Source organism: Kitasatospora arboriphila, assembly GCF_039528095.1.
GTDB classification, from domain to species: Bacteria; Actinomycetota; Actinomycetes; order Streptomycetales; family Streptomycetaceae; genus Kitasatospora; species Kitasatospora arboriphila.
Window position 1 is genome coordinate 1 of the sequence record NZ_BAAALD010000109.1, and the last position, 11,892, is coordinate 11,892.

General features: G+C 76.1%; 10 protein-coding genes. 3 read left to right on the forward strand and 7 right to left on the reverse strand.

Translation table 11 applies throughout. The annotated features are described in order from the left end of the window. Positions 1 to 108: 108 nt before the first annotated feature. The 3 genes from ABD353_RS34135 to ABD353_RS34145 are packed head-to-tail and all read left to right on the forward strand — an operon-like array spanning position 109 to position 3,262. The gene (locus ABD353_RS34135) at positions 109 to 828 is read left to right on the forward strand and encodes a hypothetical protein (protein WP_344627585.1); all 720 of its coding nucleotides are present in this window, start codon (positions 109 to 111) and stop codon (positions 826 to 828) included. Then, entirely contained in the window at positions 813 to 2,111 is a 1,299-nt protein-coding gene (locus ABD353_RS34140; RefSeq protein ID WP_344627586.1) for a YcaO-like family protein, read from the forward strand. Before ABD353_RS34135 ends, ABD353_RS34140 begins: the two co-directional genes overlap by 16 nt. Beyond that, the gene (locus tag ABD353_RS34145; RefSeq protein WP_344627587.1) at positions 2,108 to 3,262 is read left to right on the forward strand and encodes a TfuA-like protein; all 1,155 of its coding nucleotides are present in this window, start codon (positions 2,108 to 2,110) and stop codon (positions 3,260 to 3,262) included. The genes ABD353_RS34140 and ABD353_RS34145 overlap by 4 nt, the downstream gene beginning before the upstream one ends. Before the next feature lie 82 nt (positions 3,263 to 3,344). On the opposite strand, the gene ABD353_RS34150 is transcribed toward ABD353_RS34145, so the two are convergent. From ABD353_RS34150 to ABD353_RS34180, 7 genes are all read right to left on the reverse strand, one after another. Then, a complete protein-coding gene (locus tag ABD353_RS34150) occupies positions 3,345 to 5,057 on the reverse strand; it encodes a proline--tRNA ligase (protein WP_344627588.1) in 1,713 nt (570 codons plus the stop codon). Positions 5,058 to 5,266: 209 nt separating this feature from the next. Continuing rightward, positions 5,267 to 6,064: an HpcH/HpaI aldolase family protein gene (locus tag ABD353_RS34155; RefSeq protein ID WP_344627589.1), complete on the reverse strand. Its 798-nt coding sequence runs from the start codon at positions 6,062 to 6,064 to the stop codon at positions 5,267 to 5,269. Beyond that, complete coding sequence (locus ABD353_RS34160) at positions 6,061 to 7,734, reverse strand: Ldh family oxidoreductase (RefSeq protein WP_344627590.1); 1,674 nt, start codon at positions 7,732 to 7,734, stop codon at positions 6,061 to 6,063. Before ABD353_RS34160 ends, ABD353_RS34155 begins: the two co-directional genes overlap by 4 nt. Beyond that, positions 7,731 to 9,299 (reverse strand): hypothetical protein, encoded by a 1,569-nt coding sequence (locus ABD353_RS34165; protein WP_344627591.1) that lies wholly within the window; start codon positions 9,297 to 9,299, stop codon positions 7,731 to 7,733. Before ABD353_RS34165 ends, ABD353_RS34160 begins: the two co-directional genes overlap by 4 nt. After that, complete coding sequence (locus ABD353_RS34170) at positions 9,280 to 10,662, reverse strand: phenylacetate--CoA ligase family protein (RefSeq protein WP_344627592.1); 1,383 nt, start codon at positions 10,660 to 10,662, stop codon at positions 9,280 to 9,282. The genes ABD353_RS34165 and ABD353_RS34170 overlap by 20 nt, the downstream gene beginning before the upstream one ends. Before the next feature lie 13 nt (positions 10,663 to 10,675). Then, the gene (locus tag ABD353_RS34175; RefSeq protein WP_344627593.1) at positions 10,676 to 11,371 is read right to left on the reverse strand and encodes a DUF6939 family protein; all 696 of its coding nucleotides are present in this window, start codon (positions 11,369 to 11,371) and stop codon (positions 10,676 to 10,678) included. Continuing rightward, positions 11,368 to 11,892, reverse strand: a 525-nt coding sequence (locus ABD353_RS34180) for a hypothetical protein (RefSeq protein WP_344627594.1), incomplete at its 5' end; no start/stop codon positions are given. The genes ABD353_RS34180 and ABD353_RS34175, both read right to left, overlap by 4 nt.

The following is an 11,892-nucleotide window of genomic DNA, read 5'->3' on the forward strand; positions in this document are numbered from 1 at the left end:
CCCCCCCCCCCCCCCCCCCCCCCCCCCCCCCCCCCCCCCCCCCCCCCCCCCCGGCCCCCCCCCCCCCCCCCCCCCCCCCCCCCCGCCGCCCCGCCGGGCCCGGTGCCGATGCCGGACGACCCCCGCGCCGCCCGGCGGCTGGTGCAGTCCCGGATCGTCCGCAGCGCCGTGGCCGCCGGCGACCGCCCGGGCGCCGACCTCGCCCTCGCCGACCGCCTCGCCGCCGCCGCGCTCCGGCCGGACCCGGCCCCGGCCCCGGCCCCGGACGGCGAACTCGACCGTCTGCTCTGCGCGTTCCTCGGCGCCACGCTCGCCCGCCGCGGCCCCGACGTGCACGACTACCTCAGCGGCTCGGTCGGCTACAGCCCCGAGGAGCGCACCGGTCTGCCGCACCACTGCGGCCACCGCCTGCTGCGGCTGCGCATCGTGCCGCGCGACCTGCCCGCCGGCGCCCTCGCCCTGTACGTCTGCGAGCGCTGCGGCTCCGCCCACACCCTGCCGCCCGGCGGCGAACCGCCCCGCGCCGTGCTCGGCCCGGACACGCTCACCCTGCACCTCGCCCGGCCGCTCGCCGCCGGGGGCCGGTACACCGCGGCCCGGCAGCCGATCGGCGGCCACCCCGAGGCGGCCCTGCCGGTCGCCGAACTCGCCCCCGGCGCACGGGAGGTCACCGTGCCGCTGCCGCGGGACGGCGCCCCCGGGCTGCGCCGGATCGCCGTCGCGCTGGTCGCCGACGGCGAGTTCTCCGTCCACCAACTCCCGCTCACCGACGACCGATCCACCCGCACGACACCACGAAAGGCAGGCCGGCCGTGCTGGACGCCCTGACGACCCGCTGGGACAAGGACCACCGAGACGGCACCCACCGCTCCCGGGCCCCCGCCGACACCCTGGCCGACTACGGCGGACGGATGGCCCGGATGGGCATCACCCGGCTGGCCAACATGACCGGCCTGGACTGGCTGGGCATCCCGGTCTACAACGCGATCCGCCCCAACTCCCGTTCGCTGTCCGTCTCCCAGGGCAAGGGGGCGACGCACGACGCCGCCCGGGTGTCCGCCCTGATGGAGTCGATCGAGTACTGGCACGCCGAGTTCTTCGAGGGCTCGCTGCGGCACGAGTCGTACCGCGAACTCGCCCGCCGGCAGCCCGTCCTGGACGTCTCGCGGCTGCCGCTGCGCGGCGGCCTCGACACCGTCGGCGAGGGCTCCCGGGAGACCCCGGCCCGCGCCGGACTCCGCACCGACCTGCCGATGCTGTGGACGGAGGGCTTCGACCTGCTCGCCGGGTCGCCGCTCTGGCTGCCGTACGACAACGTCCGGCTGAACAAGGTGGGCATCGACTACGCGGCGACCACCTTCCGGGTCAGCTCCAACGGCCTGGCCTCCGGGAACAACCTGGTCGAGGCCGTCATCCACGGCATCTGCGAACTCGTCGAACGCGACGCGCTGACCATGTGGTGGCAGGGCGTCCGCACGGCCGCCGACGTCGCACGGACCAAGCTCGACCTCGGCACCGTCACCGACCCGGTCTGCCGCGGGGTGCTGGACGCCTTCGAGGAGGGCGGCATCGAGGTCGCCGTCTGGGACGTCACCTGCGACACCGGCATCCCCACCTACCAGTGCTGCGTGGTGGAGCGCGCCGACCGGGTCGCCTGGCGGTCCTTCGGCGCCTGCTGGGGCTACGGCACCCACACCTCCCCCGAGGTCGCCCTCTCCCGCGCGCTCACCGAGGCCGCGCAGAGCCGGATCACCGTCATCGCGGCCAGCCGGGACGAGAACTTCCGCACCATGTACAAGGCTCAGAACGACGCACGGACCCTGGCCCGCACCCGCGAGGTGTTCTTCGCCGCCCCCGGCACCCTGCCCTTCGACACCGGCCGCGGCATCGACCACCCCACCCTCAACGAGGACCTGCGCGCCGTGCTGGAGCGGCTCTCCGCCGCCGGCATCGAGAACGTCGTCGCCGTCGACCTCACCAAGCCGGAGATCGGCATCCCCACCGCCAAGGTCGTCGTGCCCGACCTCGAGTTCTACTCCCTGTTCATCGGCTACACGCCGGGCCGCCGGGCCCGGCGGCGGCTGCTCGGAGCCCAGGAGGCCACCCGGTGACCGTCCACGTCTTCCTCGGCCCCAGCCTGCCCGTGGAGCAGGCCCGCGCCGTCCTCGACGCGCAGTACCACCCGCCGGTCAGCTGCGGCGACGTCACCGAGCTGGTGCTCGACCGGGAGCCGCCGAAGGCGATCGTCCTGGTGGACGGCCTCTTCGAGCAGGTGCCGACGGTCTGGCACAAGGAGATCCTCTTCGCCCTGGAGCGCGGCGTGCGGGTCTTCGGCGCCGCCAGCATGGGCGCACTGCGCGCCGCCGAACTCGCCGCCTTCGGGATGGAGGGCGTCGGCGGGATCTACGAGCGGTTCGCCTCCGGCGAGTACCAGGACGACGACGAGGTCACCATCGTGCACGCCCCTGCGGAGGACGGGTACGTACCGCTCTCCGAGGCGATGGCCAACCTCCGCGCCGGGCTGGCGGCCGCGCTCGCCGCGGGCGCGGTCACCGCCGCCACCCACGACCTGCTGGTGGACGCCGCCAAGCGGCGCTTCTACCCGGACCGCTCCTGGGGCCGGCTGTACGCCGACGCGAAGGCCCTCGGCGTCGCGGAGGAGGAGACGGCGGCGCTGCGCGGGTACGTCCGGGAGCACCGGCCGGACGCCAAGCGCGCGGACGCCCTCGCCGTGCTGCGGCACGTCGCCGGGCTGATCGACGCCGGTCTGGAGCCGCCGGTCGTCGACTTCGCACTGGAACCCACCTACTACTGGGAGAAGCTGCTCACGGTCGTCCGGCAGCAGCGCGCCGAACGCGAGCTGCACGAGCGGCTCGGCGCCGGGCCCGCGGAGGTCTACCGGCACCTCGCGGAGCACCGGCCCGCCGTGCTGCGGGCCGCGCTCTGCGACGTGCTCGCCGCGCAGGAGTCCGCCCGGCTCGGCCTGCTCCTCCCCGAGGAGCGGACCGCCCACCACCGGACGGTACTGGACGGCACCGCCGTGCCGGAGGCCCTGCGCGACGGCCTCGCCGTCCGCGAGGCCACCGCGGAGGCGCTGACCGGCCGGCTGCGCGCCTCGCTGGCCGGGCCGGCGCTCGCCCGGCTGGAGCGGGACGGCCTGGCCGGGCCGGTGGCCGCCGCACTCGCCGCCCCGGACTCCCCGGACACCGCGGCCGGCACCCCGGCCCAGGGCGTACCGCTGCCCGCGGGCCGCCGCGAGTGACCCGGCCCGGCAACGGGACCGCCCCCGGCACCGTGCAGGTGCCGGGGGCGGTGTGCGTGCGGTGTGCGTACCGCGGACGGGATCAGCCGCGGCGGGCGGCGGCGACCAGGCCGGCCACATGACCGACCGCGTCCGCCACCGGCACCTGCACGGTCTCGCCGGAGGCCCGGTCGACGACCTCGACCACGCCCTCCTTCAGACCGCGCGGGCCGACGGTGATCCGGTACGGGATGCCGACCAGCTCGCAGTCGGCGAACTTCACGCCCGGGCGCTCGTCCCGGTCGTCGAGGACGGTGTCCACGCCGGCCTCGCGCAGGTCCCCGTAGAGGCCCTCGACGACCTTGGTGGTGTCCTCGTCCGCCTTGCCGATCGGCACGATCACGACCTCGAACGGGGCGACCGACACCGGCCAGACGATGCCCTTCTCGTCGTGGTGCGCCTCGACCACCGCGGCGATCGCGCGCTCGACGCCGATGCCGTAGCTGCCCATGATCGGCTTGACCCGCTCGCCGTCCGGGCCGAGCACGGTGATGTCCAGCGCGTCGGTGTACTTGTAGCCCAGCTTGAAGATGTGGCCGACCTCGACGGTGCGCACCACCTGCAGCGGCTCGCCGCAGGTCGCGCAGGGCTCGCCGGCCGAGATCTCGCGGAAGTCCGCCCAGCCGGTGGCGGTGATGTCCCGGGCGACGTCGACGCCGCTCAGGTGGACGCCGTCCCGGTTGGCACCGGTGGTCATCGAACGGCGGCCGCGCAGCGCCTCGTCCGCCCAGACCGGGATGCCCTCGACGCCGACGGCGCCCAGGCTGCCCGGGGCGGCGCCGAGCGCCTCCTTGATCTCCTCGGGGGTCGCCGGACGCACGGCGCGGGCCGCGGTGGCGTCCAGGAGCTTCTGCTCGACCAGGGCGTGGTCGCCGCGCATCAGCACCAGGGTGAGGGCGCCGTCCAGCACGTAGACCAGGGTCTTGATCTGGCGGTCGGCGGGCACGCCGTGCTTGGACGCCAGCTCCTCGATGGTGCGGGCCTCCGGGGTGTCGAAGGGCTCGGGGGCGGCGGGGCCCTCCGGGTCCTCGACGGCCGGCAGGGCGGCCGCGGCCTTCTCCATGTTGGCGGCGTAGCGGCAGGCGGTGCAGTGCACGACCAGGTCCTCGCCGGCCTCGGTCGGCGACATGAACTCGACCGAGGCGGAGCCGCCCATGGCACCGCTGGAGGCCTGCACCGGGATCGCGGGCACGCCGAGGCGGGCGAAGATCCGGGTGTACGCCTCGTGGTGCAGGTCGAAGGAGCGGTCCAGCCCGGCCTGGTCGAGGTCGAAGCTGTACGAGTCCTTCATGGTGAACTCGCGCACCCGCAGCAGGCCCGACTTCGGCCGCGGCTCGTCGCGGAACTTGGTCTGGAACTGGTACCACATCTGCGGCAGCTGCCGGTACGAGGCGAGCTCGTCGGCGAGGGTGGTGAAGATCTCCTCGTGCGTCATGCCGAGGGCGATGTCGGCGCCCTTGCGGTCCTTGACGCGGAACATCTCGTCGCCCATGACCTCCCAGCGGCCGGACTTCTGCCAGATCTCCGCCGGGTGCATCGCCGGGAGCAGCCACTCCTGCGAGCCGATCCGGTCCATCTCCTCGCGCACGATCCCGACGACCTTCGACCGCACCCGGACGGCCAGCGGCAGCAGCGAGTAGTGGCCGGCCATCAGCTGGCGGACGAACCCGGCACGGACCAGCAGCCGGTGGCTCGCCGCGTCGGCGTCGGCCGGGTCCTCGCGCAGCGTCGGGGTGTACATCTGGGACCAGCGCATATCTGTCCGTCTTTCCTGTCTGGGTGTCAGAACTGTCCGGTGGAGGGCGCCGTGACACCCGGGCCGGCCTCCGTCCTCCGCCCCGGCGGTGCGCGGGGCCGGACTCGGACGCCCGCCGGCCGGCTGCCGCGGCACCGGTGCGGCCGAGGTGAACGCTACTGGATCCGGCAGGCGGGGTGGGCGCGGACGGTCGGGAGGCACCCGCCCGGTCAGGCGCCGCGCAGGCCGTCGAGGGCGTGCCGCAGGGTCTCCCGCAGCAGTGCCAGCTCGTTGCCGACCGCGATCAGGTCGAAGCCCTCGGCGGCGTACTGCCGGGCCTGCTCCGGCCCGCCGGCGAAGATCCCGGCGAGCCGGCCGTGCCGGCGGGCCGCGGCGAGGACGGCCGCCCGGGCCCGGTCCATCGCCGGGCCGCTCACCACGCCGGGCTGTCCGAGCGAGCAGGCCAGGTCGCCGGTGCCGACGAAGAGGCCGTCGACGCCCGGCACCGCCGCGATGGCGTCGGCGGCGGCCACCGCCTCCGGCGACTCGATCTGCACCAGGCAGGTGGTGCGCTTCGCCGCGTCCGCCAGGTAGCCGGGCAGGTCGTGGAACCAGCCGGAGGCGCGCGCCGGGTTGACGCCGCGGGTGCCGAACGGCGGGTAGCGGCACGCGTCGGCCGCGGCCCGCGCCTCCTCGACGGTGTCGACCTTGGGCACCATGACGCCGGCCGCGCCGAGGTCCAGCGCGTGCTCGATGTGGTGCCGGTGCAGGTACGGGACGCGGACGAGCGGGGCGCAGGAGGAGCCGGTCAGCGCCTGCAGCATCGGCAGCAGGTCGCCCTTGGACATCGGCGAGGCCTCCAGGTCGAGCACCGTGAAGTCCAGCGGCAGGGTGCCGCAGAGCTCGGCCACCATGCTGCTGCCGCTGAGCAGGAAGAGGCCGAGCGAGGGCCCGTCCGGGCCGGTGCGGCGGGCGAGCGGCGGCCAGCCGTCGAACAGCGGATGGCGGCGGGTCTCGGGTGCGGTCACGGCAGGCTCCTCCGGGTCGGCGGGTCGGTCGGTCGGGTCTCCGGGCGCCCCGCCAGGGCGCACAGCTCCGCCCAGAGCGCGGCGGGCACGGTGAGGGTGTCCGGGGTGCCGGCGGGCCCGGCCGGGGCGCGGCCGGGCAGCCGTGCGGCGGGCCGGCCGCGGACGGTCGGGACGGCCCGCAGGTGCGCCTCCAGCCGGGCCGCCTCCCGGCCGACGGCCGCCGCGGAGCGGCCCAGCGCGTCCACCGGGAAGGCCACGAACAGGCCGCCGTTGCCCGCACCCCGGGGCCTCGCGGCGTGCCCGGCCCCGGCGACCGCGCCGGCCAGCACCTCGACCAGGGCGGCCAGCGCGTGGCCCTTGTGCTCGGCGGCGCCGCCGAGCAGGAGCAGCGCGGCCAGCGCCGGCTCGGTGTAGAGCAGCGCGGGGTCGGTGACGGGCCGGCCGTCCGGCCCGGTCAGCAGGTCCGGCGGGACGGGCCGGCCGGCCAGCAGGGCCGAGCGGACGGCGCCCTCGGCGGCGGCGCTGGTGCTCATGTCGACCACCAGCGGCGGACCGGGCGGGGCGGGGCAGGCCAGCAGGACGGGGTTGGTCGCCCACACCCCGGCGGTGCCGCCGGCCGGGGCGACCCGGGCGCCGGCGCCGCGGAAGTTGACGAAGCCGAGCAGGACGAGCCCGCGCTCGGCGACCTCCCGGCCGAGCGGGGCGAGGCCGCCGAGGTGCCCGGCGCCGCGCAGCCCGACCACGACCGGGCCGAGGTCCGCGGCGCGGGAGAGCTCCGCCACCAGGCGGCGGCGGACCTCGGCGCCGGGGGCGTCGGCGCCGAGCAGCAGCGAGGTGGTCGGGCCGGTGCGGCGGACCCGGGGCCGGGCCGCCGGGGCGAGCCGTCCGGCCGCCGCCTCCGCCAGGTACTCGGGCACCCGCAGCAGGCCGTGCGAGGGCCGCCCGGTGAGTTCGGCGGCGACCAGGTCGTCCGCGGTCGCGGCGGCCGTCCGGGCCGGGAAGCCCGCCCCGGCGAGGGCCGCCCGGCAGACCGCGGCGGCCTCCTCGGCGGTGACCCGCCGGGTCGGCGCGCCGGGCACCGGAGAGGCGGACACGGAGGGCGCGGGCACCGGCGGGGCGACCGCCCGGGGAGCCAGGTCGGCGACGTCCCGGGCGGCGATGGCGTCGACCACGCCGTCCAGGGTCAGGCGGTCGGTGTCGACCAGCCGCACCCCGGGGACGCCCGGCACCTCCGCGTCGAGGTGGCCCCAGGCGAGCCGGCCGTCGGCCTCCTGCATCTTGTGGTCGCCGCGGATGCGGGCGGCGAGCTGCCCGGGGCCGGCCCGCAGGCCGTAGAAGACCCACTCCAGGTCCGGGTCGGCGAGCAGGTCGGCGAAGCGGTCGAGGGTGCGTCCGGGCAGCATGACGCCGCTGACCACGACGACCTCGGCGCCCCACTCCCGGTAGGAGGCGAGCAGGGCGCGCAGGTTGCGGTCGATCAGCGCGTACTGGCGCTCGTCGGCGCGCCAGGGGTAGACGTCGGCGGCGGTGTCGGTGTCGATCAGCGCGGCGGGGCCGCGGTAGCGGCGGACCAGCCGGCGGCCGACCTCGGTCTTGCCGGCACCGGGGGCTCCGGTGACCACGACGACCCGCAGCGGGGGCGGGCCGCCGGGGCGGGGCGGGGCGGTCACGTCCGCGGCGAGATGTAGGCGACGGAGGTGGTGGGCCGCCCGGTGACGGCGCAGGGCGCGGCCTCGGAGGCCTCGCGGAAGCCGAGCACCTCGCCGAGTCCCCAGCCGGCGACCTCCAGCACGCTCTCCCGGGTGTCGGCGAGCGGGGCGACGGCGACGCCGCGCTCCGCGAGCACCTCGCGGGCGGTGTCGGCGCGGTCGACGGGCCGGCACTGGCGGCGGGCGAAGCCGCGGGCCCGCCGCAGGTAGCCGGCGCCGACCTCGGCGACGGCGGCGGGCAGCAGGGCGGCCAGCGAGCCGAGGTCGTCGGGCAGCAGCACGGCCTCCTCGCGGGTGTCGCAGCGCACCACGACGGCCCGGATCCGGTCGCCGGGGCGCCGCCGCGGCTGCAGGTAGACCCGGAGCGGCACGCCCTGGCGGCGCCAGCGGCGGTGGTGCCGGCCGGCGGCCGTGCGGCCCTCACCGGCCCGCAGTTCGCAGCGCAGGCCGCGGGCGGTGAGCAGGTCGACCAGCCGGCCGGCCTCGGCCTGCTGCTCGGCGTCGTCGGTGGTGAGGGTGAGCGCCACGTGCACGGGGGCGAGGTCGGGGTGGACGAGCAGTCCGCCCTCGGAGTCCATGCCGAGCATCAGGTGGGTCAGCACCAGGCGGCGGGTGAGCGCGCCGGTGACGTGGTGGGTGTGCCGGCGTTCGGCGCCTTCGCGGAAGCCGACGTCGTACAGCTCGGAGAAGCGGCTGCCCTGGCCGTAGAGGCAGCCGGTCTGCAGGGTGCCGCCGTGCGGCAGCGGCACGTCGCCGCCGATGGTGGTCTCGGAGACGGCGGTGTTGTTCGTCCACGGGGGCCGCCGGGACCACAGCACCGGGACGTGCATCTCGGTGCAGAGCCGGTCCGCCATGGCGACGGCGTCGGCGAGGCCCTCGCGGGCCTGCTCGGCGTCGGCGTAGCAGGCCTGGAACTCGTAGATGTCGGGGGCCTCGATCGCCCGGAAGACGCTGCGGCCGGAGCGGGCCGGGCGGAAGTAGCGGGCCCGGCGGTAGGTGCGCAGCGGCAGGTCGTGGCGGGAGCGGACGATCCGCGCCCAGTGGGTGTAGACGGCGCCCTCGCCGGTCGGGGTGAGCACCATGCGGCGCCGGTCGGCGGCCCAGTCGCCGTCGTCCCCGGCGTACAGCAGGGAGCCCTCCAGCGACATGATCCGCCGGGTGGGTTCGAGCACCGAGTCGGGGACGAGCATCGGGTAGTCGTACTGCTCGTAGCCGTGCCGTTCGTAGGTGCGCATGGCGATCTCGTCGAAGCGGCGGATCAGCCGCATGCCGTGCGGCAGGGTGACGGTGGCGCCGGGCAGTTCGATCGGGTCCTGGTCGAGGACGTCGGCCTCGCGCAGCCAGCGGGCGAACCGGCCGAGGTCGAAGCCGCCGTCCTGGAGCGGGGTGTCGACCAGCGCCCGGACCTGCGTGCCGTCGTGCGGCGGGTGCCAGGGCAGCGCGGGCGCCGGGACAGGCGGTGGTTCGGGCAGCACCTCGCCGTGGTGCGGCAGCAGCGGGGCGGTGTCAGGCCGTGGCGGTCGCACGGGCACCCCCGCCCGTGCTCGCGGCGCCGAGTTCGGAGACGCACAGGCGGAACTTGCCGGTGGAGGACTCCGGCATGCGGGTCAGGCTGTCGAACTCGACGGTGAACGGGTAGCCGGTGTGGTGCCGGATGCGCTCGGTGAGTTCGGTGGCGGTGCCCTTGCGCAGACCCTCCGGCGTGTAGACCTTGATCTGCAGGCGGTCCGGCTCGCTCTGCACCACCTGGAACCAGTGCACCTCGGGGAAGCGCATGAACAGGTACGAGAACAGGTAGGCGTCGATGTGGTCGCCGGACGGGGTGACGATGAGGTCCTGGAGGCGACCGGCGACCGGGGTCATGCACGGGTAGGGCAGCGCGGAGGTGTGCGGCAGCGGCGCCGCGAGGTCGCTGGTCTCGTAGCGGATCAGCGGCATGGAGCGGTTGTTGAGGGTGGTGAGGACGAGCCGGCCGGTCTGCCCGTCCTCGCAGGGGTCGCCGTTCTCGTCGAGGAACTCGACGAAGACGTTCTCGGACTGGATCAGCATCGGCCCGCCGCCGGGCTGTTCGTGCGACACGATGTTGGTCTCCCGCATCCCGTACTTGTCGTAGACGTCGCAGTCGAGCACCCGGCCGATGGTCTCCCGCAGGGCGGGCGGCAGCGGTTCGGAGGTGCCCTGGACGGCGCGCAGGCCGGGGATCCGGACCTGGCGGCGCTCGGCCTCCTTGGCGATCAGGTGCATGGCGTTGGAGTAGGTGCTGACCAGGGCCGGCCGGAAGCGGACCAGCCGGTCGAGCACCGAGTCGATCAGCTGCGGGGACAGCCGGAAGGTGTTGAACTCCCGCCGGTTGGTGAGCAGGTTCTCGGCCCGGTCGGTGAGCTGCTTGAACGACCAGTAGATCTCGGAGCCCCACAGCAGGACGAACGGGTCGCCCAACTGCCAGCCGCTGCACCACTCGTAGGTGCGCAGCTGGTGGGCGCGCATCCACAGCCGGAAGTCGGCGTCCTGCTGGAACTGGGCGCGGCGGCCGGTGGAACCGGAGGAGAAGTTGGTCTGCAGGGTGGCCCGGTCGGCCTCCGAGGAGAGCAGGGCGTCCTGCTCGCGGAGCAGCACGTCGCGGCTGAGCACCGGGAGCTTGCGCAGGTCGGCCGGGGAATCCAGGTCCCGCAGCCCGCGCTCGTCCATGATCCGCCGGTAGTACGGGACGGTCCGGTAGGCGTGCCGGACAGTGGCGCGGAGCTTGTCGAACTGCAGCTCGGCGATCTCGGCCGGGGTGCGCTCCTGGTTGGCACGGAGCCACTCCAGGCGCTCGCGGACGGAGCCGCGGCCGCGCAGGCGCTGCTCCTGCCAGTAGAGCGGGCCGGCTATTCCTCGGGGAAGATGCATGGCTGACGGCCTTTCAGCGGCGGTGGATCCGCCGGTAGCGGGTCAGGGGCAGCGGCGGCGGGCCGCAGGGGGCGGCGCACCCCGGGCGGGCGGCGAGCCAGGCCGCCCGCCGGTCGGCGAGCTCCTCGATCCGCCCGCCGAACCAGGCGGCGAGGATCGCCGAGTGGCTGTACGAGGTGCGCGGGTCCTCGATGTCGTGGTTGTCGTCCCAGTCGTAGAAGACGGCGTCGCGGCCGGCGGCGAGGGCGCCGGTGATCTCGGCGACGACGGCGTCGGGCACCAGCCGGTCCAGGACGTGCAGGTAAGCGGGCAGGTAGACCAGGTAGCGGGCGGTCACCAGGTCGGTGGGGCGCCCGGCGAAGCTGACCGTGGAGGCCGCGTAGTCGAAGCCGGGGCCGCGCAGGTGGTCCGGCGGCCGCTTCTCGGCGGGCCGGGCGAGCAGGCTCAGGTCGGTGCGGCCGTCGACGAGTTTGAGCGCCTGCCAGACGTTCTCCAGCGACTGGGAGGTCTGCGCGGTGCCGGGCACCGGGATCCGCCAGCGGCGGTCGCGGTGGAAGGGGTTCATGGTGGCGAACCGGCGCATCGAGGCGGGTGCGGCCTGGCAGGTGTCGATCAGCAGGCCGTCGCCCGCGCCGAGGGCGAGGCCCTCGGCGCGGGAGACCGCCCGGGTCGTCCCGGCACCCGGCCCGGCCGTCGTCGCGGCGGTCATCGCGGTGCGGCGGCGGGTCGGGCGGCGGCCGGGTCGGCGAGCAGGTCGGCCGCGGCCCGCGCCGGGTCGGCGGCGGGGCGCAGCTCGATCCACCGGCCGTGCCGCCGGACCTCGCGGTACCGCTCCGGGGTGCTGCGGCAGAGGAGTTCGGCGGCGACGAGGGCGGCGGCGGTGCCGTCGGCCGGCACCAGCCGGACCCGGTCCTCGCGCACGTAGGCGGCGAGGCCGTCGGACTCGCCGGCCGGCCGCCACTGCGGGCGCGGCCCGGGGTAGGCGTTGCCGCGCTCCCAGTCGACCAGCCGGACCCCGGCGGCGGCCGCCGCCCGGCGCAGCGGCTCGGGCAGTTCGGCGAACGGCACCACCACGACGGCGGCGCCGAGCCCGGCGTAGACGGCGAGCTCGTCGGTGCGCGGCAGGTCGGTGAGGTACACCACCAGCGGCCCGGCGGGCAGTTCGGCGGGCATCGCCGCGGCGAGCGCCTCGGCGAGCCGCCACTCGCCGTCGTCCTCGGCGGGCGGGGG

Bases quoted from the DNA above. Each gene is read 5' to 3' on its own strand.
- ABD353_RS34135 (WP_344627585.1), top strand. From the start codon at position 109: ATGCCGGACGACCCCCGCGCCGCCCGGCGGCTGGTGCAGTCCCGGATC.
- ABD353_RS34170 (WP_344627592.1), bottom strand. From the start codon at position 10,662: ATGCATCTTCCCCGAGGAATAGCCGGCCCGCTCTACTGGCAGGAGCAG.
- ABD353_RS34150 (WP_344627588.1), bottom strand. From the start codon at position 5,057: ATGCGCTGGTCCCAGATGTACACCCCGACGCTGCGCGAGGACCCGGCC.
- ABD353_RS34175 (WP_344627593.1), bottom strand. From the start codon at position 11,371: ATGACCGCCGCGACGACGGCCGGGCCGGGTGCCGGGACGACCCGGGCG.